Origin of the sequence: Pantoea sp. Ft-CA_14, from assembly GCF_024520875.1 — a bacterium.
GTDB classification, from domain to species: domain Bacteria; phylum Pseudomonadota; class Gammaproteobacteria; order Enterobacterales; family Enterobacteriaceae; genus Pantoea; species Pantoea agglomerans.
In genome coordinates, this window is the sequence record NZ_JALNPM010000009.1 from 51,144 (window position 1) to 76,440 (window position 25,297).

Here is a 25,297-nt window from a genome sequence, read left to right on the forward strand (position 1 = left end):
CAGAGATCTCTATAATGCCCTCGCGTATATCTCGTGTGTATGACGTCAGAGAGGAAGTGATGAAACGAAGCAGAAATGAAGTGGCGCGCTGGAGAATGTTACGGCAGGTGCATCGCCGCCGCTCGCGCTGGCTGGAAGGGCAGTCGCGGCGGTATAAGCGTATCCACTGCATTCGCCATCAGCTGGCACAACAGCAGCGTCGTTCGATTCTGTTTATTACGCAGATAATATAGCGAAAGCCCGGTGAATTCAGCCTGTCGGACAAAGCAGGCTATTCAGACTTCAAATCAGGCTTCAAAAAAAACCGATTCTGCCATCGCCCGTCGCGCTATCAGGTGCTCCTGATGCGACGCGCCACGATCGCTGACTTCGCGCATCAAACATTCCATTGAGCTGCCCAGCTCACTCGGCCTGTGGTAACCCACACGATCGTACCATTCGTAAGACCACTGACGCGATTTACGCTGATAATAGACAGTGAGCCACACTGAGCAATTAGCAGGGTAACCACTCATTACTTCTATTTTGGGGTCAACAATAGAAAGGAGCCGGGATAACAGCGGGTCGAGCAATGTAAGGGACTGGCCAGAATAAGTTTTATGCATAATGTGCCCGCGACTGTGCTGTGCATCCATTCAGAGGTTCAACTCACAAGGGGTAAATGTAGACAGCTCTGCGAGATAATTCCTCTTTAATACTAAAAAAAGGACGGAAAGATCATTTTTTAATAGTAAAACAGGTCATTCAGGCGCGGACTAAAGAGGGAATATTAACAGGATAAAAACAGCAGGCTAAAAAGTTGTACAACTTTACAATGTTGTAATGTGCTGTTATTTATGAGTTTGTTGTCATTAAAACAAAACGATCTGATTTTTTAAGCTAAATATCTGTACAGATAGCTCGTTGTTGTATAACTTTATCGCATCGGTTATTAATCTTAAATGAATCCTATGAGGGTCAACCATGCAGACTAACGTTCGTATTCCCGCTTCAGTCTCTGACATCTCCGCGTATTTACACAGCGCCGCGCAGCCCTCACAACAGGCCATTCTTGGCTCCGTCGTGACGGAAATTATCAGTTCGGGTCGTAGTCTGAATCGTAAAGCGATCTGCTCAAAACTGATTGGCCGTTTACAGCATGTCACCAGCCCGGAAGAAGAACAGCACTATCATGCGCTGATTGGCCTGATTCTGGATCGCGGTTAACTCATCGCTGAAAATAGCCAGTGGCGGGATATTAAAGAGAGCGTGTATTACTGAAAGACCAGGCCGGTGTACTGCCGGTTTATTATCAATGTCGTTCAGAACAACGCTTTAATTTATTAAGATCAGTTGGTCGCTGCGTTTATTCGCGAGGCAGAATATTCAGACCGGCCGGTTGCTGCGACAGAGAGTGATGTGCTGCTCTGTCGCAATGAAACCTCAGGTCTGATTAACCAGCGAGACGTTGTGTCGTCATCATCAGCGTTACGTTCACCAGCTGCAGTGCCGCCGCCAGCACGATCAGCATGACAATCCACTGCTTTTTATTACGCCAGCCCTGAGTTCGCCAGAGATAAACCGCGCTGCCGATCAGTAAAGCGATAATGGCCAGTAGCCCCAGAATGATTATCTGCATCTTTCCTCTCTTGAACGATCAAAATAAAAATGGCTTCTGTGCCAGGCACAGAAGCCATTTTCAATGCTGAGTCACGATCAGAAGACGCGTTTAAACGGCTTAACCGAAACCTGCTTATAGACGCCCGCGGCGAAGTAGGGATCATCCTGTGCCCAGGATTGTGCTTCTTCTAATGACGGGAATTCAGCAATCACGGTTGAGCCGGTAAAACCCGCTACACCAGGATCGTTGCTGTCGACAGCAGGCATCGGGCCTGCAATGATCAGGCGTCCCTCTTCCTGCAGCAGTTTGAGCCGTGCCAGATGGGCAGGGCGCACGGCGTTACGTTTTTCCAGTGAATCTGCAGTATCTTCTGCATAAATGACGTAAAGCACTAAGGAACTCCCATTAACCAGAATTTCGCAACACGTTAAGGGATTGCCTCTCAGAGTGCAAACGAAACCTCAGAGTGGTTAATGGCTCAGCATAAAGGGCTAAAAAGCGCTTTTCTTCAGGCGGGATGGCGGGAGTTATTGAAACTGATTGCTATTTGCATTTAAAATCGCTGCTTCATTCAATCACTGCGACTGTTATGACCACGCTGACTATGCCATTACCTAAACGCACGCCTGTCTCCATGTTGTTGTCTGTTGCTTTGCATGGGGCCGTGATAGCCGGAATTCTGTATGCTTCATTCCAGCAGGTGATTGAGGTGCCCAAAGCGTCGCAGCCCATCAGCGTTACCATGGTCGCCCCTGAAGTCCAGCCTGAGCCTGCACCGGCCATCGTGGAGCCGCCTGCGCCACAGCCAGAACCTCAGCCAGAACCTGAACCGGTGCCGGAACCTCAGCCCGTGCCCGAACCGCCGAAAGCGGAGCCGGTGCCGATTCCCAAACCTGAGCCTAAGCCAAAGCCCAAACCGAAACCAGAGCACAAGCGGGAGCAGCCTAAACGCGAGGTGAAGCCGCGTCAGGAGAGCAAACCGCAGGCCGATCCGTTTAAGCAGGAAGCCCCGGCGACGCAGAACAAACCGACCACGGCGCCAAAATCTACGCCGTCACCCACCTCATCGGCCTCAACCGGCCCAAAAGCACTGAACGTCAGTAAGCCTGGCTATCCACAACGCGCATTTGCACTGCGTGTAGAGGGGCGGGTACGGGTGAAGTTTGATGTGGATAGTGAGGGACGGGTGGATAACATCCAGATCCTCTCTGCTGAGCCGCGCAATATGTTTGAGCGTGAAGTTAAGCAGGCGATGAAAAAGTGGCGCTATCAGAGCGGACGGCCAGGGCAGGGTCTGACCATGAATATCGTGTTTAAGATTAATGGTGGGGCCAGCATAGAATAAAGCGTCAGGTCAGGCTGAAACAGCCTGACCTGTTTTTCATTCGCCGGGTTGCTGGTTGGCGCGACCGGCTGGCAGAGGACGGGAATTACCCTCATTGTCGACCGCCACATAAATAAACACCGCTTCCGTCGCAATGTAAGTTTGTCCAATCGGCTCAGACGACACTTTTTTGATCCACACTTCCACATTAATCGTCATGGAACTGTTGCCGGTACGAAGACAGCTCGCATGGCAGCTCACCACATCGCCCACCGCGACGGGCTTCATAAATGACATGCCGTCGACGCGAACCGTCACCACGCGTCCTTCAGCGATCTCTTTCGCCAGGATAGCGCCACCCATATCCATCTGTGACATCAGCCAGCCACCAAAAATATCGCCGTTGGCGTTGGTGTCTGCTGGCATGGCGAGCGTACGCAGCACCATTTCGCCTTTCGGCAATGTATGTTTTTCGCCCATTGCTTCCACTTCTATGCAGGTGAATGCTAAAAAAATGCCCGGCGGACCGGGCAGATGATTATTTTTGTTCCTGCTGCGGCATCTGTCGCCAGATGTAAAGCCCGCTGAGCAGGGTAAACAGTAAGGTCAGACCGGAGAGACCGAACACTTTAAAGTTAACCCAAAACGCCTGAGATAACCAAAAGGCGACATAGATGTTTACCAGGCCGCAGATAAAGAAGAACAGCGCCCAGGCAACGTTGAGCCGGCGCCAGACCGCGTCGGGCAGCTGCAGCTCTTTGCCCAGCATGCGCTGAATCAGCGTCTGCTCCATAAACCACTGGCTGTAGAGCAGGGCGGCGGCAAACAGGCTGTAGATAACCGTGACTTTCCACTTAATGAACTCATCGTTGTGGAACACCAGCGTCAGGGTGCCAAAAACCGCCACCAGCACAAAGGTGAAAATCGTCATCTTTTCCAGCTTGCGATAGAGCACCCAGCTGACAACCAGCGCCAGACCGGTCGCGACAATCAGCGCGCCCGAGGCGACAAAAATGTCATACAGCTTGTAGAAGATGAAAAAGACCACCAGGGGAAGAAAGTCGAGTAGCTGCTTCATAGTTTTTCCATTCAGAGTTGGCTGCAAATGTGCCCGAAGGCACATCGTCAATCAACGTAACAGCATATAGAGCCGATAAAGATAGATAATCAACATCGCCGAAACCACATTGCCTGCCGCGGTGAAAATCACCGACGAGACATTCAGCGGTAAAACCGTCAGCGAAGAGAAGAACAGCATCACCACCACTTTGGCCAGCAGCCAGAGCAGAATCGCGGGGGCAATCAGCTTCACATTCTTCCACGCCATCCGCATGCTGGCCCGCATGGCGGCAAAGACACCCATCTTCTCACTGGCCACCATCACCGGAGCCAGCGACAGCAGAATCGTCAGCAGAATGCCTGGCACCACCAGCACCATAAAGCCCAGTTGCGCCACCAGCGTCATCAGGAAGGTGAGCAGCAGCAGCTTTGGCAGCAGCGGCGCTGAAGCACCAATCGCCCGCAACGCACTGACACGCTGGCCGGAAGAGACCATCGGGATCAGATAGAGCATTCCGCCAAGCAGCAGCGTGTTCCCCATCAGCGCAGCGAAGGTGCTGGCCGCCGAGGCGCGCAGCAGCACCTGCTGCTGTTCCGGTGACATATTCTGCACCATCTCAAACAGCGAACCGGCGCTATCGTCACCCTGTTGCAGGAGGGCCATCTGATCGGCACCTGGCGTCAGCACATGCACCAGCATGACGGTGATAAAAGCGGCCAGCAGCGACATCAACAGCACCGTAGCCAGTTGATGGCGCGCGAAATTTCCTGTGTCACGGTATAACGAGCTTGCCGTGATAGACATGTACACTCCTTTGAGGAACCGGGTTAATTAACCCGGCGATTGTACATGTTCTGACAGCTCGCGGGCACCCGCTGCGGCATAACTTTCTGTCATGACAGGTAAAGATGGAGAAAAAAGGGCGGGAAGACCATACCGGGCGCGGGCGCGATCGCAGGCTTCATTGTGGATACCGGCTTCGCCCGACATCGAAAATTCCCGACAGGGCGTCGGACGTTGTTCGTAAATTCCGCAGGAGACACAGCCGCCAATCTCGCCCTCAAGGGCAACGCAGCGCGGCGCGCGATCGTTCGTTCCACGCATATTGCGCATTAACAGGCTGAGCGGTTCGGTTAATGCGGTCGGCACCGGGCCGCCGGCATCATCGGCTTCGGCCCAGTAAAATGAGACGCGGAAATGGGCGCAGCAGGCGCCACAGCTGACACAAGGGTTAGTTATTTCACTCATTTGATCACCCGCCCCTCCCAGGGCATCGAACCAAAATCACCAGAGAAGATAAGCAAAATAGGCCTGGCGAAATTATTCAGCAAGGGGAATTTTGCTGCGCCAGCCCGAGCCGAAATTGATCTAAATCAATTCATTGTTTTTTAAGTAATTTATCTGAAGGGTACAGAGTGCAATTTTCTGTAAATCACGTTAAATATTTGCCAGCAAAAAGCGATGACGTTCGCGACATTAACATTAAGCAAAGGAGTGATGATGAAACTGGCAAAATGCGCGATGCTGCTGGCTCTGGCTTTCCCTCAGCTGTCGATGGCCCACGAAGCAGGCGACTTCTTTATGCGTGCCGGTAGTGCCACCGTCCGGCCCACCGAAGGTTCCGATAATGTGTTAGGGATGGGCGAGTTCAGCGCATCCAACGACACGCAGCTGGGCCTGACCTTTACTTACATGGCAACGGACAACATTGGTGTCGAATTACTGGCCGCCACACCGTTCCGTCACAAGGTGGGCCTGGGCCCGACCGGAACACTGGCAACGGTACGCCAGTTACCGCCTACGCTGATGGCGCAGTACTACTTCTTTGATAGCAAGAGCAAAGCGCGTCCTTACGTTGGCGTAGGTATCAACTACACCACCTTTTACGATGCCGATTTCAACCAGACGGGCCGCGATGCGGGCCTGACCGATCTCAGCGTGAAGGATTCCTGGGGTGTGGCGGGTCAGGTCGGTCTGGATTATCAGATTAACCGTGACTGGATGCTGAATGCGTCGGTGTGGTACATGGATATTGATACGGAAGTGAAGTTTAAAGCGGGTGGCGAGCAGCAGAATATCAATATGCGCATCGATCCCTGGGTCTTCTTCTTCGGAGCGGGTTACCGTTTCTGAGGATAAAGATAATAAAAAAGCCGCTGAATCAGCGGCCTTTTTTTGTCTGTTAAGACGTTATTTGATCTGCATATTGTTAACAACGGACTTCACGCCCGCCACGCTGCGCGTAACCTGAACGGCACGGTTAGCCATCTGTGGTGATGAAACAAAACCGCTCAGCTGAACTTTACCTTTGAAGGTTTCTACGTTGATTTCAGTTGATTTCAGCGAGTCATCTTTCAGCAGTTCACCTTTAACTTTTGTGGTCACCACGGTGTCATCAATATAGCCACCGGTTCCCTCTTTGGTTGCGGTTGGCGCACAGGCGCTCAGTGTCAGCGCAACCACGCCCGCCAGTACAGCACCTGTCAGCAGTTTAACGAATTTCATTGCTTTCTCTCCCTGTCACAAAATGGATGCGACGTTACCGTAACGGCGCATTGTCATTGTGGTGCAGATTTTGCAAAAAGGGCAAATGGGGGAATGAAAAAAAAGGAAACAAATCATGCCTTATCGCGCGATAAGGCATGCTGGCAGGATTAACGGCTGGCGGCTTTAAGACGGCTGACAAAGTTCTTCAGCTCGCTCAGCATCACCTCAGGCTCTGAATGATGTTTTTCGATGATTCTGACAATCGCAGAGCCGGAGATCGCGCCCGCAGCGCCCGCGGCGATCGCTTCCTTAACCTGTTCAGGCTCAGAGATACCAAAGCCCTGCAGCGGCGGGGCTGCATGGTATTCACGCAGCTTGTCGATCAGATGCTGCAACGGCAGGCTGGCGCGGTTTTCAGCACCGGTCACGCCCGCGCGCGACAGCAGGTAGGTGTAACCCCGTCCGTGTGAAGCGATCTCGCGCAGCAGCTCATCGCTGGCGTTAGGCGGACAGATGAAGATGGGTGCTATGCCATGACGCAGCGCCGCCTGACGGAAGGGCGCGGACTCTTCAACGGGCACATCCGCCACCAGCACCGAATCCACACCCGCCTCTGCACAACGGGCATAGAACTCATCCACACCGTTGGTGAAGACCAGATTGGCGTACATCAGCAATCCAATCGGCAGATCCGGATACTTACGGCGGATAGTGGCCAGCATTTCAAAGCATTGGCTGGTGTTGGTGCCCGCCGCAAAGGCGCGTAACGTCGCATTCTGGATGGTCGGGCCATCTGCGAGGGGATCGGAGAAGGGAATACCCAGCTCCAGTGCATCCGCGCCTCCTTCAACCAGGGCGTCAATCACGCGCAGTGAAAGCTCCGGTGACGGATCGCCCAGCGTAACAAAAGGCACGAAAGCCCCTTCGTTATTCGCTGACAGACGCGTAAACAGTTGATTGTAACGTTCCATCAGATTTCTCCCTGCGCTGTCAAAATGTCATGAACGGTGAAAATATCTTTGTCGCCGCGGCCAGAGAGGTTGACCACAATCAACTGCTCTTTTTCCGGCTCGGCCTGAATCATTTTCATGGCGTGCGCCAGGGCGTGGGATGACTCCAGCGCCGGAATGATACCTTCATCGCGACAGAGCTGTTTAAAGGCGGCCAGTGCTTCGTTATCGGTGATGGAGACATATTCCGCACGACCAATGCTGTTCAGGTGCGCATGCTGCGGGCCTACCGACGGGAAGTCGAGGCCGGCAGAGATCGAGTAAGACTCCTCAATCTGGCCATCATGGGTCTGCATCATCGGCGATTTCATACCGAAGTAGATGCCGACGCGACCGTGCTTGAGCGGCGCGCCATGCTCGCCGGTCTCAATGCCGTGGCCCGCAGGCTCTACGCCGATCAGCTTCACGCTGGTCTCATCGATAAAGTCGGCAAACATGCCGATGGCGTTGGAGCCGCCGCCCACACAGGCGAGGATCGCATCGGGCAGGCGACCCTCTCTTTCCAGAATCTGCTTTTTAGTCTCTTCGCCAATCATGCGCTGGAACTCACGCACAATCGTCGGGAAGGGATGCGGACCCGCCGCGGTGCCGAGCATATAGTGTGATGTCTCGTAGCTGCCAGACCAGTCACGCAGCGCTTCATTACAGGCATCTTTCAGCGTGGCGGAGCCGCTGTGCACCGGGATCACTTCTGCGCCCATCAGACGCATACGGAAGACGTTGGGTGACTGACGCTCCACATCTTTTGCGCCCATATAGATGCGGCATTTCATGCCCAGCAGCGCACAGGCCAGCGCTGAAGCCACGCCGTGCTGACCCGCACCGGTTTCGGCAATGATTTCGTTTTTGCCCATGCGTTTGGCTAACAACGCCTGACCCAGCACCTGGTTGGTCTTGTGCGCGCCACCGTGCAGCAGATCTTCACGCTTAAGATAGAGGCGGGTTTTGGTGCCTTTAGTCAGGTTTTTGCACAGCGTCAGGGCGGTAGGCCGACCCGCATAGTTCTTCAGCAGGTCGGTAAACTCGGCCTGAAACTCAGGATCTTTCTGGGCGTCGACAAACGCCTGTTCCAGCTGGCGCAGGGCTGGCATCAGGATTTGCGGAACATACATTCCGCCAAATTCGCCAAAGTAGGGATTAAGTAACGTCATTTTTTATCTTCCTTTCTCGGGCCCGCCGTTGAGCAGGCCAGGCAAATCAGTAGGCTCGCAGTGTCTGAAACACAGCGGCAATTTTACGGGCATCTTTGATGCCAGGCGCGCTTTCCACGCCAGAGTTGAAGTCCAGTCCGGCACAGCCGAGCTGCGCGGCTTCAACACAGTTATCCGCGCTCAGGCCACCGGCCAGCAGAACATTGTTGAGCGTCTGTCCCTGCAACAGCGACCAGTCGAAACGCTGTCCGGTTCCACCGTCGCCATTATCAAACACATAACGGTCAACATGAGGCCAGTCGCGCGCCGGCAAGGTGCCTTCAATGCGCAGCGCCTTCCAGATTTGAATCTCTGCTGGCAGAGCCGCACGCAGTTCAGCCACAAACGCCGGCGTCTCGTTGCCATGCAGCTGCACCGCAGAGAGTGAAAGCGCACCGGCTTGCGTGACAATGTCACTCATAGCGGCATTGCGGAACACGCCGACGTAGCGCAGCGGGGCCGCAGCGATAACGGTCTGCGCCGTAGCGGTGTCAATCTGGCGCGGGGAACCTTCCGCGAAGATCAGCCCACCATAGATTGCCCCGGCTTCATAGGCGGCACGCGCATCTTCGGCACGGGTCAGGCCGCACACTTTATTGCTGCCCAGCGTGACCCGACGCACCGCTGCGGTCAGGTCGGCTTCTTCCATCAGTGCAGAACCAATCAGGAAGCCGTTGGCAAAATGGCTCAGCTCGCGAATATCGGCATAGCTGTTAATGCCTGATTCGCTGATTACCGTGACGCCGTGTGACAGGCGCGGTGCCAGCTGAGGGGTGCGGTTAAGATCGATAGAGAGGTCACGCAGATCGCGGTTGTTGATACCCACGACTTTGGCCTGCAGCGCGATAGCCCGCTCCAGTTCCTCTTCATTGCTTACTTCAGTCAGAATGCCCATCTTCAGGCTGTGCGCCACAGCGGCCAGCTGACGATACTGCTCGTCATCCAGCACTGACAGCATCAGCAGAATCGCATCCGCCTGGTAGTAACGGGCCAGATAGATCTGATAGGGGTCGATGATAAAATCTTTGCACAGCACCGGCTGGGTGATGGCCGCGCTGACAATCGGCAGAAAGGCGAAGTCGCCCTGAAAATATTTCTCATCGGTCAGCACAGATACCGCGGAAGCGTAGTGGCGGTAGACCCCGGCAATGGCGGCTGGATCGAAATCCTCACGAATAATGCCTTTCGAGGGAGAGGCCTTTTTACACTCCAGGATAAACGCGGTTCTTGCACCCTGCAGCGCGTCGTAGAAATGACGGCTGGCAGGTTCAATGCTGTTCTGAAAGGTAGAGAGAGGCTGCTGCTGCTGACGGGCTTCAACCCAAATCGCTTTGTCCTGAACAATTTTTTCTAACACGGTGCCTTTCATGATTATCCTCTTGCTGCCAGTGCGACGACACGCTCATAAGCCTGTCCGCTGCGGATGGCGTTAAGCGCCTGCTGTGCGTTTTCACGCAGATCTTCCTGACCGAATACTTTAAGCAACATCGCCACGTTGACGGCGACGGCCTCCTCATGGGCCTGCTGGCCATTACCCTGGAGTAAAGAGGTCAGAATGTCACGATTTTCTTCCGGCGTGCCGCCCGCTAGCGCCTCTTTGGGATGGAAGCCAAAACCAAAGTCCTCTGGCGAGAGCTGATAGCGCGTAATTTCACCTTCACGCAGTTCGGCCACATGAGTCACGTCGTGCAGCGCCACCTCATCCATTCCGCCACCGTGAACCACCGCCGCGCGCTGATAACCCAGCACTTTCAGCGTCTGGGCAATCGGCATCACCAGTTCCGGGCTGTAGACGCCAATCACCGCCAGTGGCGGGCGTGCCGGATTGATCAGCGGGCCCAGCACGTTAAACAGCGTACGGGTCTTAAGCTGCTGGCGGACCGGCATCGCGTGGCGAAAACCGGTGTGATACTGCGGCGCAAACAGGAAGCAGACATTCAGATCGTCCAGCGCCTGGCGCGCCCGGTCAGCGGGCATATCGAGATTGATGCCAAAGGCGGCCAGCAGATCGGAGGAGCCCGATTTGCTGGAGACGCTGCGGTTGCCGTGCTTCGCCACTTTCAGACCGCAGGTCGCAGCGACAAAGGCGCTGGCAGTCGAGATATTAATGCTGTTACTGCCATCGCCGCCGGTGCCCACAATGTCGGCAAACGCATAATCAGGGCGGGGAAAAGGTTTGGCATCTTCCAGCAGTGCGGTGGCGGCTCCGGCGATCTCTTCCGGCGTTTCACCGCGCACTTTCATGGCGATCAGCGCGGCAGCGAGCTGCGTTGGCTCCAGCTGTCCGGTAATGATGGCGCTGAACAGCTGATGACTCTCAGCCTGATTCAGCGTCTGCGCCTGGTAAAGTTTTTCCAGTGTCTGTTGCATGTTTATTCTCCCTGTTACTTCGCCAGCGCCCAGGCCAGCGTCTGCTCAAGCAGGCGCGCGCCCTGAGAAGTCAAAATCGATTCAGGATGGAACTGAAACCCGCATACGCGATCGGTTTCATGGCGAACGGCCATCACCATCCCGTTGTAACTGGCGTTCACCGTCAGCTCTTCCGGCGTGTTGCTGCCCACCAGCGAGTGATAGCGCGCCACCGGCAGCGGATTGCTCAGACCGGCAAACATCGCCTCGCCGTCATGGTCGATTGAAGAGGCTTTGCCGTGCAGGATCTCGCCTGCCTGGCCCACATGGCCGCCATAGGCTTCGACAATCGCCTGGTGACCCAGACAGATACCGATAATTGGCAGACGACCACGCAGCACCCGCAGCAGCTCCGGCATACAGCCAGCATCTTTTGGCGCGCCGGGACCGGGAGAGAGCATCAGCACCGGGTTCTCCATCCGCTGCAGCTGTTCAATAAGCAGTTCGGCGGGCAGGTTGTTGCGGTAAATCACCACGTTGTGACCAAAGGTCCGCAGCTGATCAACCAGGTTATAGGTAAAAGAGTCGATGTTATCGAGCAGCAGAATATCGGCCATCAGAAGATCTCCTTGCAGTGATGGGCAGTCGCGATAGCGCGCAGTACGGCGCGCGCTTTGTTGCGGCTTTCATCAGCTTCAGCCTGCGGATTAGAATCCAGCACCACACCAGCGCCCGCCTGAACGGTGGCGACGCCATCTTCTACATAGGCGGAGCGGATAACGATACAGGTATCGAGATCGCCCTGGGCGGTGAAGTAGCCCACCGCGCCGCCGTAGCTGCCGCGACGGGTGCGTTCAGCCCCGGCAATCAACTGCATGGCGCGAACTTTTGGTGCTCCGCTCAGCGTGCCCATGTTCATACAGGCACGATAAGCGTGCAGCACATCGAGATCCGCGCGCAGCGTACCCACCACGCGGGAAACCAGATGCATCACAAACGAGTAGCGGTCGACTTTGGTCAGGTCAGCCACGTAACGGCTGCCGGGCACGCAGATACGCGCCAGATCGTTACGCGCCAGATCCACCAGCATCAGATGCTCAGCCAGCTCTTTATGGTCGGTACGCATCTCCAGCTCAATGCGGCTGTCGAGATCGCGGTCCAGTGAGCCATCAGCATGGCGGCCACGCGGGCGGGTACCGGCGATCGGGTAGATCTCAATCTGACGGGAGGTGGCGTCATACTTCAGCGAACTCTCCGGCGACGCGCCAAACAGGGAGAAATCCTGATCCTGCATGAAAAACATGTAGGGGCTGGGATTGCTGTTTTTCAGTGTCTCATAAGCAGCCAGCGGCGACGGGCACGGCAGCGAGAAGCGACGTGACGGCACGACCTGGAAAATTTCGCCGATGCGAACCGCCTGCTGAAGGGTGCGAACTACGTCGCAATACTCTTCATCACTCTGGCTGGTGGTCAGCATCATCTGTTCAACTGGCTGGACCGGCAGAGCTGGTGCCGGCTGCAGCATCTGGCCGTGCAACTGCTCGATGCGGCGCTGCAGGCGCTGGAACTCGCTGGTGGACGGGCAGAACAGGCTGGCCTGCAGACGCGCACTGCGGGTCTGGTGATCGATCACCAGTAAGGTTTCTGCCAGGTAAAAACAGTAGTCGGGGCAGCGTTGCTGATTATCCAGCTCCGGCAGGGTTTCAAAACCGGCAACCAGATCATAAGCAAACAGGCCACCCAGCAGCACGGCTTCGCGCTCATCGGCAGGGGAGTTGACCAGTTGTGGAATCAGACGCAAAGCATCAAACACCGACAGGGCCTTGAGGCGGGAATCTTCATCCTGCTGATGGTCGGTGCTCTGCGGGAAAGTCAGCTCGCGTCCATCGGGACGAACCTGATTGCTGACCGACGCAGGCAGGGCCTCATCCAGCAGCGGCAGCAGGGCGCGGCCATTTTCTGACAACGCCTGAACGGTGACATTATTGCCCATTGCGCTGACGCGCAGCGCGCTGTCGACAATCAGCAGGCTTTTTAAGTTGCGCTTGCTATCGATGTCAGCGGATTCAAGCAGCAGGGTTGCCGGACGTGCGCCGCACAGCTGGTGAAACACTGCGGCCGGATCTTCGCGGTAGGGTGCGGTGCCGGTAATCAACTTCACTGTAGGTTTCGCATTTGGCATGATGATTTCTCTGAATTTCGCTCAAAAAAAAGCCCGCTCGGTGGCGGGCTCAGGTATTAGCACAGCGTTTACGCAAAGTGTGCACGACCCTGTCGCCCGTTTTCGGGAACATCGCGCCAACCGTTTAAATGCGTGATTACAACAGCCATGATTGAATACCCGTTACGTGTGAACTTGTGTACTAGTTAACGGGTTCAGGGCGGAAATGTCAATACACTTTTTCACTGACCGTGAAAATCGTTATCATGCTGGCCGGTTTAGTTTTTGCAGGAGTTCTCTTGAGCGATATCGCCCGTTTCCCGGTTTATGATTTACACAGCCACACGCGTGCCTCTGACGGCTTACTGACGCCAGCCGCCCTGGTGCAGCGAGCGGTTGAGATGCGCGTCGGCGTACTGGCGATCACCGATCACGACAGCGTTGCAGGGGTTGATGAAGCGCAGCAAACGGCAATCGATTACGATTTACCGATAAAAGTGCTGGCGGGCGCAGAAATCTCCACCCTGTGGGAAAACCATGAGATTCATATCGTGGGACTGAACATTGATATCCGCCATCCGGCGATGGTGGCGTTTCTGGCCGGACAACATGCCTGTCGGCAGGCACGTGCAGAAGAGATTGGTGAGCGACTGGCGAAGGCACGTATCCCGGATGCGCTGGCGGGAGCGACGCGACTGGCTGATGGCGGCATCATTACCCGCGGTCACTTTGCCCGCTTCCTGATTGAGCAGGGTAAAGCAGAAAATATGGCGCAGGTGTTCAAAAATTATCTGGCGCGTGGCAAAACCGGTTACGTGCCGCCACAATGGTGTACAATTAAACAAGCTATTGATGCGATTCATCATTCTGGTGGCTGCGCCGTGCTGGCGCATCCTGGCCGTTACGGTTTATCGGCAAAGTGGCTCAAACGGCTGGTCGCCCATTTCCGCGAAGCGGGCGGCGATGCGATGGAAGTCGCGCAGTGCCAGCAGCCACCTAATGAGCGCACGACGCTGGCGCAATATGCCAGAGATAATGAACTGGCCGCATCACAAGGTTCTGATTTTCATCAACCCTGTCCGTGGATTGAACTGGGCCGCAAACTCTGGCTGCCCGCGGCGGTTGAGCCGGTCTGGGAACGCTTCCCGGATCTGGCTCCCGGCCTGGCAATCACGGAAAGGTGACACGAGGTTTCTATGAGTCAATTGTTTCATATTCATCCGGACAACCCGCAGCCTCGCCTGATTAATCAGGCGGTTGACTACCTGAACAAAGGCAGCGTCATTGTTTATCCAACCGATTCCGGCTATGCGCTGGGCTGTCGGCTGGAGGAGAAGGGCGCGATGGAGCGTATCTGTCGTATCCGTCAGCTCGACGGGCACCACAACTTTACCCTGATGTGCCGGGATCTCTCTGAGCTGTCGGTCTATTCGCAGGTGGGCAACTCAGCGTTTCGCCTGCTGAAAAACAACACGCCAGGCAACTACACCTTTATTCTCAAGGCGACCAAAGAGGTGCCGCGCCGCCTGATGAATGAAAAACGTAAGACCATTGGTCTGCGCGTGCCCTCTAATCCCGTGGCGCTGGCGCTGCTGGAAGCACTGAATCAGCCGATGATGTCGACCTCATTAATTCTGCCGGGCAACGATTTCACCGAGTCCGATCCGGAAGAGATCCAGCACAGCATCGGCAAGCTGGTCGATCTGATTATCGACGGCGGCACGCTGGGCCAGCAGCCGACCACGGTGGTCGATCTGACCACCGATGCGCCGGAAATTGTGCGTGAAGGGGTGGGCGATACCCGCCCGTTCCTGTAAGCCCTCAGGCTCAGGCACCGCGTGTCGGTGTCTGGGCCAGATTCGACTCTAACCAGCTTTTAAACTGGCCGTAAGGAATATAAAGTGACACATCTTTCAGGATCACTTTGTTATTACGCCCATTTTTAATCGAGTCAGAATAGCCAACAATCACGCCGCCCAGCGTATCATCACGGTTATAAACGCCGCCGCCCGACATCCCCTGAACAACACCTGCATTGGAGGCCATGGCTATACAGGGACTTTTATTCCAGTTATTCCGAATAGCCGTACGGGCTAAATTAACTCCGGTCGATTCAACCGGCATCGCTGAAATAAAACTGTAGCCATACATTTTAACCGGATCGCCGATGTCGCTGCTGCGGAACTTAGTCAGCGTGCTGGCGTCATTCTTGTGATAAATAATCGCAAGGTCGCAATAAGGGTGATAAGACTTGACGCGCTGCACGGCAGTTTTGGCAACGTGCGCAGCTGTCAGGCTATATTCAGGCGTCAGAGGAATGCTGGTGCCCAGTGTGCCGAGACCGAGGATCGTCGGAATGCCAGTCACGCTCATATCTACGTGCTGCATCGCCGTACGACTGTACTCAGTATGGCCCACAGAACACCCGCTCAGCACCAGTGCAGCAAGCACCGGGCACAGCAACAGGTTTTTCATGATGGGTTTCTTTATTCAGGCATGTCGGGAAATCCCTGGTGAAGATTTTTGACATGCAAGCAAGGTTCATCACTGAACCGTATTAACGCAACAACTCCGGATGCGCCGGTTTATTGGATTAATCTAAAAAGACTATTTTTATAAACGAATAACAAAAGCCGGACTTCATTGTTGCAAGACCCCTCTGTCGTGAGTCCTGCTTTTTATTGTGCTACAGGAATAAATTATATCAGCTTAATAGTGTCGTACAATTTATTAAAGCTAATAAGAATCAAATGTCCTTGAAAATAAGGCCTTAAATAAATCTGCGTTAAGAAAAATCTGGCTTTTTTGTATTTACCGAGCGGTTATAATGGATTAAATCATTAAAACAGTTGTTTGTGCTGGCTTTAGTGTTTTTTTAAGAAGAATAAAAGCAAGGGAAAACCAGCGAAAGTGTAAGATAGTGTTAAGGTTTTTATCACCAGAACATTACGTTGATGAAACCGAAGTGGTTAGAAAATTTAATTGTCATCAGCTATAAAGTTTTTAATACATGCATTTTATTAATCTTATTCCTGCCAGATGCACGGGGATTATTTAAATCAGCGTCAGATATTATCAGATCTAAAACTATCAGAGGCTGACCCTTCTTAATTCGCTTCAGGCCCACTCATAAAGCGCGTTACTTCAGGGGTAAATGCCTGTATAATGGGGCCGAATTAATAGGTTAACCTATTGATTCAGAAAGAATTATCACCCTACCGTGACGCCTGGGAAGGCGACAAAGAGGAAGCTCAATGAGCGAAAAGTTACAGAAAGTCTTAGCGCGTGCCGGTCATGGCTCGCGTCGTGAAATCGAATCAATGATTGCCGCTGGCCGTGTCAGCGTCGACGGCAAGATCGCCACCCTGGGCGACCGCGTTGAAAGCAGCAAATCTCTGAAAATCCGTATTGATGGCCATCTGGTCTCGATTGCTGAATCAGCAACCGAAGTTTGCCGCGTGCTGGCTTACTACAAACCAGAAGGTGAACTCTGTACCCGCAGCGATCCTGAAGGGCGCCCAACGGTATTTGACCGTCTGCCTCGTCTGCGCGGTTCACGCTGGATTGCCGTTGGCCGTCTGGATGTGAACACCTGTGGTCTGATGCTCTTCACCACTGACGGTGAACTGGCGAACCGCCTGATGCATCCGAGCCGTGAAGTGGAACGTGAATATGCGGTGCGCGTCTTTGGTCAGGTCGACGATGATAAAATTCGTCAGCTGAGCAAGGGCGTTCAGCTGGAAGATGGCCCGGCTGCCTTTAAAACCCTGAAATTTGGCGGTGGAGAAGGGATCAACCAGTGGTACAACGTGACCCTGACCGAAGGACGCAACCGTGAAGTGCGTCGTTTATGGGAAGCGGTCGGCGTGCAGGTCAGTCGTCTGATGCGTGTTCGCTACGGCGATATCACCTTACCAAAAGGCCTGCCACGCGGTGGCTGGACCGAACTGGATCTGCCTGCGGTTAACTACCTGCGTAACCTGGTGGAGATGGATGATGAAACGGTTACCAAACTGGTGGTCGAAAAAGATCGTCGTCGCACCAAAGCGAACCAGATTCGTCGTGCCGTGAAACGTCACAGTAAAGTGAGCAGCACCCCACGTGCACCACGCCGCAATCCGGGCAGCAAACGTAACTCCGGTTAATTACGTTGCCCGATCGCTAAAAACGCAGCCCCAGGGCTGCGTTTTCTTTTTCTGTTACCAGTCAATTCCCTGCTGAGCCTGTATCCCGGCATCAAAAGCGTGCTTAACCGGCCGCATCTCAGTCACCGTATCCGCCATCTCAGTCAGGCTGCGATGACAGCCACGTCCGGTAATGATGACGCTCTGATGCGCCGGGCGCTGTTGCAGGGCTGCTATCAGCTCCTCCAGTGGCAGATAATCCATGCTGACCATATAGGTGATTTCGTCGAGCACCACCAGATCCAGCTGCTCATCGGCCAGCATCCGTTTTGCATGCTGCCACACCGCCAGACAGGCGGCGGTATCCGTTTCGCGGTTCTGCGTATCCCAGGTAAAGCCGGTTGCCATCACCTGAAATTCAACACCGTGCTGTTCCAGCAGGTTTCGCTCGCCATTCGGCCAGTCACCTTTAATGAACTGGATAGCCGCCACGCGTTTGCCATGACCGGTGGCGCGGAGTGCGGTGCCAAAGGCCGCAGTCGTTTTGCCTTTGCCATTGCCGGTAAAGACCATCAGGATGCCACGAACCTCCGTGGCTGCAGCAATACGCGCATCAACCTGTTCTTTTAACCGCTGCTGACGCTGTTGATGACGATCGTCAGCCATTATTCAGCGGCTCCCGGTTTTCTGCCTGGCTGGGCATCAAAGCTGATCCCGGTTTTGCGACGGCTGTCATCACCCATCAGATAAAGGTAGAGCGGCATCAGATCGGCAGGGGTTTTCAGCTTATTGGCATCTTCCTGCGGGAACGCGCTGGCACGCATTTTGGTTCGCGTCCCGCCCGGATTAATACAGTTCACCCGCAATGCCTGCGTTTTATACTCATCAGCCAGTACCTGCATCATGCCTTCGGTAGCAAATTTAGAGACGGCGTAAGCCCCCCAGCCCGCGCGACCGGTACGGCCCACGCTGGAGGTGGTAAACACCAGTGAACCGGCATCAGATTTTAACAGCAGCGGCAACAGCGCCTGCGTCAGGAAGAAGGTGGCGTCCAGGTTGATGTTCATCACCTGCTGCCAGACCTGTGGGTCGAGTTCAGCCAGCGGCACAATCTCACCGAGGATACCGGCGTTATGCAGCACGCCGTCAAGACGCGGAAACTGCTGGGCCAGCTGTTCTGCCACCTGCTGGCAACGTTCCGGTGTCGCTTCGGCCAGATCGAACACCACAGTGTGAGCAGGGCAGAGAATAAGTTGATTGATCGCCTGTTCGACCTGCTGAAGCTTCTCAGGGTTACGGCCCATCAGGATCACTTCTGCGCCATAGCGGGCATAAGTCAGCGCCGCTTCCCGGCCAATGCCATCTGAAGCGCCAGTGACCAGGATAATGCGATGATTGAGCAGGTCGCTTTTCGGTTGATAATGCACAGCGGGGTCCTCCAGCGAAAACAGCATGATTCCGCTTTATGCCTGAATTTACGAATGGGCGCAATCGCCAACCCACGCATTCTTTGCCAGCTGCTGGCATTTCAGGCGACGAAGCGGGGCAAAACGGCTAAACTGGCGAACTGTTTTTGATTCTCAGTTTACTAAGGCGACCTATGGATTTTATTTCAACGTATGGACTGTTTTTAGCGAAAGTGGTGACACTGGTGGTTGCCGTCGCTGTGATTGTCATGATTGTGATGAATGCCGCATTACGCAAACGGGCACAAAACGGTCAGCTTCGACTGACTCATCTGGATGATGACTATCAACAGATGAAAGAGGATTTGCAGCTGGCAAAAATGAAGCCTCAGGCACAAAAAGTCTGGCTGAAAAATCATAAGAAAAGTGAAAAGCTGAAAGCCAAAGCGGAAAAGCAGGCGGCGAAGCAGGGGCAGACAGACAGTGCTAAGCCCACGCTCTATGTACTCGATTTCAAAGGCAGCATGGACGCCCATGAGGTGACTTCACTGCGCGAAGAGATTTCAGCCGTGCTGGCCGTCAAGCAGCCTGGCGATGAAGTGCTGCTGCGTCTTGAAAGCCCTGGCGGCGTGGTTCATGGCTATGGCCTGGCAGCCTCGCAGCTGCAGCGTCTGCGCGATCAGGGTCTGCGTATCACGGCGGCCGTGGATAAAGTGGCGGCCAGCGGCGGTTACATGATGGCCTGCGTAGCCGATCGTATTGTGGCGGCACCTTTCTCGATTATTGGCTCCATCGGCGTGGTCGCGCAGATCCCCAATTTCAACCGCCTGCTGAAACGGAACGACATTGATATTGAGCTGCATACCGCCGGACAGTACAAGCGCACGCTGACGCTGTTTGGTGAAAACACCGAAGAGGGACGTGAGAAATTCCAGGAAGATCTCGACGAAACGCACCTGCTGTTCAAGCAGTTTGTCCACCAGATGCGCCCGTCACTCGACATCGATCAGGTGGCAACCGGTGAACACTGGTATGGCCGCCAGGCGCTGGACCTCGGCCTGGTTGACGAAATCGGCACCAGCGATGATCTGATCATCCGTCAGATGGATAAGTTCAGCGTGCTCGGCGTGCATTATGCCCGCCGCCGTAAGGTGATGGATCGCTTTACGCAGAGCGCCGGCTCGGTGGCAGAGCGCCTGCTGCTGAAACTCTGGCAGCGCGGCGAAAAGCCACTGCTCTGATGATGCGAAACCCGGCCTGCGCCGGGTTTTTTCATTCCAGGTGGTAGAGCGGCGACAGCACCACGGCAAGGTGTTTGAACACGTTAAACACCGCCGTGGTTTTAGCCGTCGGCACTCCATCGGCATCGAGAAAAAACGGTCCGCGAAATACCAGCACTTCTCCCTGCTGAATCACCTCATCCGCCTGCATTCCCGCTAAATAATCATCATGTTCTTTGATCAGCGCATTGGCCTTTTCCAGCAACGCCTGGCGGGAAATAGCCTGAGTTGAACTCTGCATTTATTCACTCCTGTTTGACAGTACTCCAATCCTTTCTATATTACTGGCGAGTCACAGGGTGTGACAAATCGGTGTAATCGATGAAAACCTGGCGTAAGTCCGGGCTGAGTGCTAATTAAGTTGCGTAACAGATTTTATCAGGTAGAGTGTGGGCGATTCCGATTTCAGGGATTTTGCACCAGGATGTGCGATGAGTTCAGATAGAAAAAGCACTCTTTATCATGCAGTTGCATAACGCCACATCATCTGATCTGAGATTGACCCCTCCGCCTTGAAATGTTAAACAGGCGCAGCAATATTGAACCCATTGGGTTTTTGGGCATCCAATCCTCTCCCGTTAAGCAGGATGTTTTCATTAGGTAAAGGTAAATATGGGTAAAGCACTCGTTATTGTTGAGTCCCCGGCAAAGGCTAAAACAATCAATAAATACCTGGGTAGTGATTACGTGGTTAAATCCAGCGTGGGTCATATCCGGGATCTGCCGACCAGTGGTTCAACCGCGAAAAAAAGTGCTGACGCCTCGACAGATAAGAAAGTCAAAGACGCTTCGACTGACAAGAAAGTCAAAAAAGTTAAAAAAGATGAGAAGGCCGCACTCGTCAGCCGCATGGGTGTTGACCCCTATCACGGCTGGGAAGCGGACTATCAGATTCTGCCCGGCAAAGAGAAAGTGGTTGCCGAACTGAAGGCGTTAGCCGCCAATGCTGACCACATCTATCTCGCAACCGACCTTGACCGCGAAGGGGAAGCCATTGCCTGGCACCTGCGGGAAGTGATTGGTGGTGATGACTCGCGCTTCAGCCGCGTCGTGTTTAACGAAATAACCAAGAATGCGATTCGTCAGGCGTTTGAAAAGCCGGGCGAACTGAATATTGATCGGGTTAATGCTCAGCAGGCGCGTCGCTTTATGGACCGCGTGGTGGGCTACATGGTCTCGCCACTGCTGTGGAAAAAGATCGCTCGTGGTCTCTCTGCCGGACGTGTGCAATCCGTTGCCGTTCGCCTGGTGGTGGAACGTGAACGTGAGATTAAAGCTTTTGTTCCCGAAGAGTATTGGGAAGTTAATGCCGCGCTGACCACGCCGAAAGGCGATGAGCTGTCGATGGACGTGACGCACAAAGGCGATAAAGCCTTCCGTCCGGTCAACCGCGACGAGACGTATGCCGCCGTCGCGCTGCTGGAAAAAGCACGCTATGAGATCGTGGATCGTGAAGATAAGCCGACCAGCAGCAAGCCGGGCGCGCCTTATATCACCTCGACACTGCAGCAGGCTGCCAGCACCCGTCTCGGCTTTGGCGTCAAGAAGACCATGATGATGGCCCAGCGGCTGTATGAAGCGGGCCACATTACTTATATGCGTACCGATTCGACTAACCTGAGTCAGGATGCGGTCGCCATGGCGCGTGGCTATATCGAAAGCAATTTCGGTAAAAAGTATCTGCCTGAAAACGCCATAACTTACGCCAGCAAAGAGAACTCCCAGGAAGCGCACGAAGCGATTCGTCCTTCTGATGTGGAAGTGGTGGCGGAAAAGCTGAAAGATATGGAAGCGGATGCGCAGAAACTCTATCAGCTGATCTGGCGTCAGTTTGTTGCCTGTCAGATGACACCAGCAAAATATGACTCCAGCACCATTACTGCCGCCGCCGGTGATTTCCGGCTCAAAGCGAAAGGCCGTATTCTGCGTTTCGACGGCTGGACCAAAGTGATGCCTGCGCTGCGTAAGAATGATGAAGATCGTACGCTGCCTGCGGTAAGCGTGGGTGATGTTCTGGACCTGCAACAACTGCTGCCCGGTCAGCACTTCACCAAGCCACCGGCGCGCTTCAGCGAAGCGTCACTGGTGCGCGAGCTGGAGAAGCGCGGAATTGGTCGTCCATCCACCTACGCCGCCATTACCTCGACGATTCAGGATCGTGGCTACGTACGGGTTGAAAACCGCCGTTTTTATGCGGAAAAAATGGGTGAAATCGTCACCGATCGTCTGGAAGAGAACTTCCGCGAACTGATGAATTATGATTTCACCGCCCGCATGGAGAGCAACCTTGACCAGGTTGCCAATAACCAGGCGCAATGGAAAGCGGTACTCGACCACTTCTTCACCGATTTTACCCAGCAGCTTGAACTGGCTGAGAAAGATCCTGAAGAGGGCGGGATGCAGCCGAACCAGATGGTGCTGACCTCGATTGACTGCCCGACCTGTAGCCGTCCGATGGGGATTCGAACTGCCAGTACCGGCGTCTTCCTGGGCTGTTCCGGCTATGCGCTGCCACCTAAAGAGCGCTGCAAACAGACCATCAACCTGATCCCGGAAAATGAAGTTCTCAATATTCTGGAAGGGGATGATGCTGAAACCAACGCCCTGCGTGCCCGTCGTCGCTGCCAGAAGTGTGGCACGGCCATGGACAGCTACCTGATCGATAACGAACGTAAATTACATGTCTGTGGTAATAACCCGGAGTGTGATGGTTACGAGATTGAGAAGGGCGAATTCCGCATCAAAGGCTATGACGGCCCGGTGGTGGAGTGCGAGAAGTGTGGTTCGGAGATGCACCTGAAGATGGGACGCTTTGGTAAGTACATGGCGTGTACCAATGAAGAGTGCAAAAACACCCGCAAGATCCTGCGTAGTGGTGAAGTTGCTCCGCCGAAAGAGGATCCGGTTCCGCTGCCAGAGCTGGCGTGTGAGAAGTCAGATGCTTACTTCGTGTTGCGTGACGGTGCGGCGGGCGTTTTCCTCGCGGCCAACACCTTCCCGAAATCACGCGAGACGCGTGCGCCGCTGGTGGAAGAGCTTCAGCGCTTCAAAGATCGTCTGCCTGAGAAGCTGAAATATCTGGCCGACGCGCCAGCAGCCGATCCGGAAGGCAACAAAACGCTGGTGCGTTTCAGCCGCAAGACCAAACAGCAGTATGTCTCCTCAGAAAAAGAGGGCAAGGCAACCGGCTGGTCCGCCTTCTATATAGATGGCAAATGGCAGGAAGCGAAAAAGTAATCCCTGAAGGCCAGCGCTCGCTGGCCTTTTTTCTGCCGACAGGGTCTATGCTTAGTGAATCCTGTAGCAGTGAATAAGCTCAGTGCGCAGGGAACCGGGGCAGAAGAGGAAAGCGTCCCGCGCCATGGATGGCGCGGGCCGAGCGACCAGGGATTGGCTTGAGCGACTTTCCGATCTGCCCCGGTTCTATGCGCAAGACAGGTCTCAAAGCAGGCCAGACCCGACTCTGTCATCATACTCAGGCCAGCGCTCGCTGGCCTTTTTCTGAGCCTTATATCAATCCGTTCTACTCTCTCACTTAAACTGATATAGTTGTTATAGCATTTCCGACCTTTCCTGATGCATAGCATCTCTTTACCCTCGCGACTATACGTCAACCGGGGATGCGACTCTGTAACTTACCGGGATGGAATAGATATGAAATTACAGCAGTTGCGCTATATCGTTGAAGTGGTCAATCACAATCTCAACGTCTCTTCGACGGCGGAAGGTCTCTACACCTCTCAACCCGGCATCAGTAAACAGGTGCGTATGCTGGAAGATGAACTGGGCGTGCAAATCTTTGCCCGCAGCGGTAAACATCTCACCCAAGTCACGCCTGCAGGGGAAGAGATCATCCGTATAGCGCGTGAAGTTCTCTCCAAAGTGGATGCGATTAAATCGGTAGCCGGTGAACACACCTGGCCTGATAAAGGCTCGCTCTATGTCGCAACCACGCACACCCAGGCTCGCTACGCGCTGCCTGGTGTGATCAAAGGATTTATTGAGCGCTATCCTCGCGTCTCTTTGCATATGCATCAGGGTTCTCCGACCCAGATCGCCGAAGCCGTCTCCAAAGGTAATGCGGATTTTGCCATCGCCACCGAAGCCCTGCATCTCTATGACGATTTAATCATGCTGCCGTGCTACCACTGGAATCGCGCAATTGTGGTGACTGCGGACCATCCGCTGGCCGGAAAAGGGCAGGTCACCATTGAGGAGCTGGCCGAATATCCCCTTGTGACCTACACCTTTGGCTTTACCGGGCGTTCAGAACTGGATACGGCTTTCAATCGTGCAGGTTTAACGCCACGCATCGTCTTTACCGCGACCGACGCCGACGTAATCAAAACTTATGTCCGCTTAGGTCTGGGGGTTGGCGTTATCGCCAGCATGGCAGTAGATCCGGTGGCCGATCCTGACCTGATTCGCATTGAAGCCGCGGATATCTTTACCAACAGCACCACTAAGATTGGATTCCGCCGCAGCACCTTCCTGCGCAGCTATATGTATGATTTTATCCAACGTTTTGCACCGCACCTGACGCGCGATGTGGTAGATACTGCGGTTGCGTTGCGCTCCAATGAAGACATTGAAGCGATGTTTAAAGATATCAAACTGCCGTTTAAATAGAATTTAACCTCCCCGCGTAAACATAAGGCTGCCTGGTGCAGCCTTTTCTGTCTCCAGGCTTTAGCGCCAAATGAGAATCAAAAGTTTTTATGATTTTTTTGTAAATGAAACATTGATCACATGTTTCTCCATCGGTCTTTCTTAAATGCGAATTACAACACATTTTTAACTATGTTACTTTGCGGCTTGCCAGGATTATTCCCATACTCCAGTTAAGAGCTGATGTGGGAAGCCAGTAAACATAAGGTTCTTAAGTTGTCTCTATAGTTTTAAGTGGATCTGTTTTTAAATTAACTCAAATTTTTAAGCGGGTCTTTTAATTAAATATTGGTTCCGGGATTAATGATTTCTTACGTTACTTAAGCTCATTGATTAATACCGTTAATCGTTTTACTCAATAAAAATAACTGGATTTTTGGCCTTAACGCGTTTAGGATTCCTCCTAAATCTTAATCGATGTTATCAATCATTTTGTTGAGAGTGATTATCAAAAACTATGAATACACGACTGACTGTACAACCGGGTTTCCCGGCAAAAAGCACCAAGGTTGAGCGTACCGGCAACACTCGTCGCAAAGCCTGGTTAACCGTATTCGCTGCCTCTGCGCTGTTTTGGGTAGTTGTCGCGTTAATGATTTGGCGTATCTGGGGCTAAAGCCATGTGGGCAAATACACTC

27 protein-coding genes, 1 pseudogene and 1 other annotated feature are annotated in these 25,297 nt (G+C 53.8%); of the genes and pseudogenes, 11 read left to right on the forward strand and 17 right to left on the reverse strand.

Annotation, left to right across the window (positions count from 1 at the left end):
• Positions 1-59 precede the first annotated feature (59 nt).
• Positions 60-233 (forward strand): YciY family protein, encoded by a 174-nt coding sequence (locus NR195_RS14440; protein WP_003853917.1) that lies wholly within the window; start codon positions 60-62, stop codon positions 231-233.
• Between the two features lie 54 nt (positions 234-287).
• On the opposite strand, the gene NR195_RS14445 is transcribed toward NR195_RS14440, so the two are convergent.
• Complete coding sequence (locus NR195_RS14445; RefSeq protein ID WP_231631310.1) at positions 288-515, reverse strand: hypothetical protein; 228 nt, start codon at positions 513-515, stop codon at positions 288-290.
• Between the two features lie 448 nt (positions 516-963).
• Between NR195_RS14445 and ycgZ the strand changes: the two genes are divergently transcribed.
• On the forward strand, positions 964-1,206 hold the full coding sequence (gene ycgZ, locus NR195_RS14450; RefSeq protein WP_010244401.1) for a regulatory protein YcgZ: 243 nt from the start codon (positions 964-966) through the stop codon (positions 1,204-1,206).
• Positions 1,207-1,432: 226 nt separating this feature from the next.
• On the opposite strand, the gene NR195_RS14455 is transcribed toward ycgZ, so the two are convergent.
• Positions 1,433-1,618: a hypothetical protein gene (locus NR195_RS14455; protein WP_010670260.1), complete on the reverse strand. Its 186-nt coding sequence runs from the start codon at positions 1,616-1,618 to the stop codon at positions 1,433-1,435.
• A 77-nt stretch (positions 1,619-1,695) separates the two neighbouring features.
• Positions 1,696-1,992: a YciI family protein gene (locus tag NR195_RS14460; protein ID WP_010244407.1), complete on the reverse strand. Its 297-nt coding sequence runs from the start codon at positions 1,990-1,992 to the stop codon at positions 1,696-1,698.
• Positions 1,993-2,189: 197 nt separating this feature from the next.
• Between NR195_RS14460 and tonB the strand changes: the two genes are divergently transcribed.
• Positions 2,190-2,945 (forward strand): TonB system transport protein TonB, encoded by a 756-nt coding sequence (gene tonB, locus NR195_RS14465; RefSeq protein WP_029519101.1) that lies wholly within the window; start codon positions 2,190-2,192, stop codon positions 2,943-2,945.
• 36 nt (positions 2,946-2,981) lie between these two features.
• Here the strand turns inward: tonB and yciA are convergent, their stop codons facing one another.
• Genes yciA through NR195_RS14485 form a run of 4 tightly spaced genes read right to left on the reverse strand, consistent with a single transcriptional unit; the run spans position 2,982 to position 5,232 of the window.
• Complete coding sequence (gene yciA, locus NR195_RS14470; protein WP_010244413.1) at positions 2,982-3,404, reverse strand: acyl-CoA thioester hydrolase YciA; 423 nt, start codon at positions 3,402-3,404, stop codon at positions 2,982-2,984.
• 58 nt (positions 3,405-3,462) lie between these two features.
• A complete protein-coding gene (locus NR195_RS14475; RefSeq protein ID WP_010244416.1) occupies positions 3,463-4,002 on the reverse strand; it encodes a septation protein A in 540 nt (179 codons plus the stop codon).
• A 51-nt stretch (positions 4,003-4,053) separates the two neighbouring features.
• Complete coding sequence (locus tag NR195_RS14480; RefSeq protein WP_010244420.1) at positions 4,054-4,788, reverse strand: YciC family protein; 735 nt, start codon at positions 4,786-4,788, stop codon at positions 4,054-4,056.
• 27 nt (positions 4,789-4,815) lie between these two features.
• Positions 4,816-5,232 (reverse strand): YkgJ family cysteine cluster protein, encoded by a 417-nt coding sequence (locus NR195_RS14485; protein ID WP_033757852.1) that lies wholly within the window; start codon positions 5,230-5,232, stop codon positions 4,816-4,818.
• Between the two features lie 249 nt (positions 5,233-5,481).
• On the opposite strand from NR195_RS14485, the gene ompW reads away from it, so the two are divergent.
• The gene (gene ompW, locus NR195_RS14490; protein WP_029519099.1) at positions 5,482-6,117 is read left to right on the forward strand and encodes an outer membrane protein OmpW; all 636 of its coding nucleotides are present in this window, start codon (positions 5,482-5,484) and stop codon (positions 6,115-6,117) included.
• 57 nt (positions 6,118-6,174) lie between these two features.
• Here the strand turns inward: ompW and NR195_RS14495 are convergent, their stop codons facing one another.
• The 6 genes and pseudogenes from NR195_RS14495 to NR195_RS14520 all read right to left on the reverse strand — a co-directional run bounded on the left by NR195_RS14495 (position 6,175) and on the right by NR195_RS14520 (position 13,202).
• Entirely contained in the window at positions 6,175-6,489 is a 315-nt protein-coding gene (locus NR195_RS14495; RefSeq protein ID WP_010244430.1) for a BON domain-containing protein, read from the reverse strand.
• A gap of 149 nt (positions 6,490-6,638) precedes the next feature.
• Positions 6,639-7,442 (reverse strand): tryptophan synthase subunit alpha, encoded by an 804-nt coding sequence (gene trpA, locus NR195_RS14500; protein WP_010244433.1) that lies wholly within the window; start codon positions 7,440-7,442, stop codon positions 6,639-6,641.
• Positions 7,442-8,632, reverse strand: coding sequence for a tryptophan synthase subunit beta (trpB, locus tag NR195_RS14505; RefSeq protein ID WP_010244436.1), 1,191 nt, complete (start codon positions 8,630-8,632; stop codon positions 7,442-7,444). Before trpB ends, trpA begins: the two co-directional genes overlap by 1 nt.
• Before the next feature lie 46 nt (positions 8,633-8,678).
• Complete coding sequence (gene trpCF / locus NR195_RS14510) at positions 8,679-10,040, reverse strand: bifunctional indole-3-glycerol-phosphate synthase TrpC/phosphoribosylanthranilate isomerase TrpF (protein ID WP_256844644.1); 1,362 nt, start codon at positions 10,038-10,040, stop codon at positions 8,679-8,681.
• Positions 10,041-10,042: 2 nt separating this feature from the next.
• Positions 10,043-11,637 (reverse strand): annotated as a pseudogene (gene trpD / locus NR195_RS14515) (bifunctional anthranilate synthase glutamate amidotransferase component TrpG/anthranilate phosphoribosyltransferase TrpD).
• Positions 11,637-13,202 (reverse strand): anthranilate synthase component 1, encoded by a 1,566-nt coding sequence (locus NR195_RS14520; RefSeq protein WP_158131655.1) that lies wholly within the window; start codon positions 13,200-13,202, stop codon positions 11,637-11,639. Before NR195_RS14520 ends, trpD begins: the two are co-directional and overlap by 1 nt.
• Positions 13,203-13,225: 23 nt before the next feature.
• Positions 13,226-13,327 (reverse strand) — a sequence feature (Trp leader region).
• 120 nt (positions 13,328-13,447) lie between these two features.
• On the opposite strand from NR195_RS14520, the gene NR195_RS14525 reads away from it, so the two are divergent.
• Complete coding sequence (locus NR195_RS14525; RefSeq protein ID WP_187494699.1) at positions 13,448-14,365, forward strand: PHP domain-containing protein; 918 nt, start codon at positions 13,448-13,450, stop codon at positions 14,363-14,365.
• Between the two features lie 12 nt (positions 14,366-14,377).
• Positions 14,378-14,998 (forward strand): L-threonylcarbamoyladenylate synthase, encoded by a 621-nt coding sequence (locus tag NR195_RS14530; RefSeq protein ID WP_003853883.1) that lies wholly within the window; start codon positions 14,378-14,380, stop codon positions 14,996-14,998.
• A 10-nt stretch (positions 14,999-15,008) separates the two neighbouring features.
• On the opposite strand, the gene NR195_RS14535 is transcribed toward NR195_RS14530, so the two are convergent.
• The gene (locus NR195_RS14535; protein WP_010244455.1) at positions 15,009-15,656 is read right to left on the reverse strand and encodes a hypothetical protein; all 648 of its coding nucleotides are present in this window, start codon (positions 15,654-15,656) and stop codon (positions 15,009-15,011) included.
• A 779-nt stretch (positions 15,657-16,435) separates the two neighbouring features.
• Here NR195_RS14535 and rluB point away from each other — a divergent pair.
• A complete protein-coding gene (gene rluB, locus NR195_RS14540) occupies positions 16,436-17,326 on the forward strand; it encodes a 23S rRNA pseudouridine(2605) synthase RluB (RefSeq protein WP_010670251.1) in 891 nt (296 codons plus the stop codon).
• 54 nt (positions 17,327-17,380) lie between these two features.
• Here the strand turns inward: rluB and cobO are convergent, their stop codons facing one another.
• Positions 17,381-17,971 (reverse strand): cob(I)yrinic acid a,c-diamide adenosyltransferase, encoded by a 591-nt coding sequence (cobO, locus tag NR195_RS14545; protein ID WP_010670250.1) that lies wholly within the window; start codon positions 17,969-17,971, stop codon positions 17,381-17,383.
• Positions 17,971-18,732, reverse strand: a complete 762-nt coding sequence (locus NR195_RS14550; RefSeq protein WP_256844645.1) for a YciK family oxidoreductase — start codon at positions 18,730-18,732, stop codon at positions 17,971-17,973. Before NR195_RS14550 ends, cobO begins: the two co-directional genes overlap by 1 nt.
• A gap of 173 nt (positions 18,733-18,905) precedes the next feature.
• On the opposite strand from NR195_RS14550, the gene sohB reads away from it, so the two are divergent.
• On the forward strand, positions 18,906-19,952 hold the full coding sequence (gene sohB, locus NR195_RS14555; RefSeq protein ID WP_010244469.1) for a protease SohB: 1,047 nt from the start codon (positions 18,906-18,908) through the stop codon (positions 19,950-19,952).
• A gap of 31 nt (positions 19,953-19,983) precedes the next feature.
• Here sohB and NR195_RS14560 read toward each other — a convergent pair whose 3' ends face one another.
• Positions 19,984-20,232 (reverse strand): YciN family protein, encoded by a 249-nt coding sequence (locus tag NR195_RS14560; protein WP_033757844.1) that lies wholly within the window; start codon positions 20,230-20,232, stop codon positions 19,984-19,986.
• Between the two features lie 371 nt (positions 20,233-20,603).
• Here NR195_RS14560 and topA point away from each other — a divergent pair, with 371 nt between their 5' ends.
• The 3 genes from topA (at position 20,604) to NR195_RS14575 (ending at position 25,275) form a co-directional block, all read left to right on the forward strand.
• Complete coding sequence (gene topA, locus NR195_RS14565; protein ID WP_010244475.1) at positions 20,604-23,228, forward strand: type I DNA topoisomerase; 2,625 nt, start codon at positions 20,604-20,606, stop codon at positions 23,226-23,228.
• A gap of 417 nt (positions 23,229-23,645) precedes the next feature.
• Positions 23,646-24,620 carry an HTH-type transcriptional regulator CysB gene (cysB, locus tag NR195_RS14570; protein ID WP_003853865.1) on the forward strand — a complete coding sequence of 325 codons (975 nt, stop codon included), beginning with the start codon at positions 23,646-23,648 and terminating at the stop codon, positions 24,618-24,620.
• A gap of 496 nt (positions 24,621-25,116) precedes the next feature.
• Complete coding sequence (locus NR195_RS14575) at positions 25,117-25,275, forward strand: YmiA family putative membrane protein (protein WP_071778593.1); 159 nt, start codon at positions 25,117-25,119, stop codon at positions 25,273-25,275.
• Positions 25,276-25,297: the final 22 nt, after the last annotated feature.

Bases quoted from the DNA above. Each gene is read 5' to 3' on its own strand.
- cysB (WP_003853865.1), top strand. From the start codon at position 23,646: ATGAAATTACAGCAGTTGCGCTATATCGTTGAAGTGGTCAATCACAAT.
- NR195_RS14475 (WP_010244416.1), bottom strand. From the start codon at position 4,002: ATGAAGCAGCTACTCGACTTTCTTCCCCTGGTGGTCTTTTTCATCTTC.
- trpB (WP_010244436.1), bottom strand. From the start codon at position 8,632: ATGACGTTACTTAATCCCTACTTTGGCGAATTTGGCGGAATGTATGTT.
- NR195_RS14495 (WP_010244430.1), bottom strand. From the start codon at position 6,489: ATGAAATTCGTTAAACTGCTGACAGGTGCTGTACTGGCGGGCGTGGTT.
- ompW (WP_029519099.1), top strand. From the start codon at position 5,482: ATGATGAAACTGGCAAAATGCGCGATGCTGCTGGCTCTGGCTTTCCCT.
- NR195_RS14480 (WP_010244420.1), bottom strand. From the start codon at position 4,788: ATGTCTATCACGGCAAGCTCGTTATACCGTGACACAGGAAATTTCGCG.
- rluB (WP_010670251.1), top strand. From the start codon at position 16,436: ATGAGCGAAAAGTTACAGAAAGTCTTAGCGCGTGCCGGTCATGGCTCG.
- sohB (WP_010244469.1), top strand. From the start codon at position 18,906: ATGGATTTTATTTCAACGTATGGACTGTTTTTAGCGAAAGTGGTGACA.
- NR195_RS14445 (WP_231631310.1), bottom strand. From the start codon at position 515: ATGAGTGGTTACCCTGCTAATTGCTCAGTGTGGCTCACTGTCTATTAT.
- NR195_RS14520 (WP_158131655.1), bottom strand. From the start codon at position 13,202: ATGCCAAATGCGAAACCTACAGTGAAGTTGATTACCGGCACCGCACCC.
- topA (WP_010244475.1), top strand. From the start codon at position 20,604: ATGGGTAAAGCACTCGTTATTGTTGAGTCCCCGGCAAAGGCTAAAACA.
- NR195_RS14530 (WP_003853883.1), top strand. From the start codon at position 14,378: ATGAGTCAATTGTTTCATATTCATCCGGACAACCCGCAGCCTCGCCTG.
- tonB (WP_029519101.1), top strand. From the start codon at position 2,190: ATGACCACGCTGACTATGCCATTACCTAAACGCACGCCTGTCTCCATG.
- NR195_RS14575 (WP_071778593.1), top strand. From the start codon at position 25,117: ATGAATACACGACTGACTGTACAACCGGGTTTCCCGGCAAAAAGCACC.
- yciA (WP_010244413.1), bottom strand. From the start codon at position 3,404: ATGGGCGAAAAACATACATTGCCGAAAGGCGAAATGGTGCTGCGTACG.
- NR195_RS14525 (WP_187494699.1), top strand. From the start codon at position 13,448: ATGCTGGCCGGTTTAGTTTTTGCAGGAGTTCTCTTGAGCGATATCGCC.
- trpA (WP_010244433.1), bottom strand. From the start codon at position 7,442: ATGGAACGTTACAATCAACTGTTTACGCGTCTGTCAGCGAATAACGAA.
- trpCF (WP_256844644.1), bottom strand. From the start codon at position 10,040: ATGAAAGGCACCGTGTTAGAAAAAATTGTTCAGGACAAAGCGATTTGG.
- NR195_RS14535 (WP_010244455.1), bottom strand. From the start codon at position 15,656: ATGAAAAACCTGTTGCTGTGCCCGGTGCTTGCTGCACTGGTGCTGAGC.
- cobO (WP_010670250.1), bottom strand. From the start codon at position 17,971: ATGGCTGACGATCGTCATCAACAGCGTCAGCAGCGGTTAAAAGAACAG.
- NR195_RS14440 (WP_003853917.1), top strand. From the start codon at position 60: ATGAAACGAAGCAGAAATGAAGTGGCGCGCTGGAGAATGTTACGGCAG.
- NR195_RS14485 (WP_033757852.1), bottom strand. From the start codon at position 5,232: ATGAGTGAAATAACTAACCCTTGTGTCAGCTGTGGCGCCTGCTGCGCC.
- NR195_RS14560 (WP_033757844.1), bottom strand. From the start codon at position 20,232: ATGCAGAGTTCAACTCAGGCTATTTCCCGCCAGGCGTTGCTGGAAAAG.
- ycgZ (WP_010244401.1), top strand. From the start codon at position 964: ATGCAGACTAACGTTCGTATTCCCGCTTCAGTCTCTGACATCTCCGCG.
- NR195_RS14455 (WP_010670260.1), bottom strand. From the start codon at position 1,618: ATGCAGATAATCATTCTGGGGCTACTGGCCATTATCGCTTTACTGATC.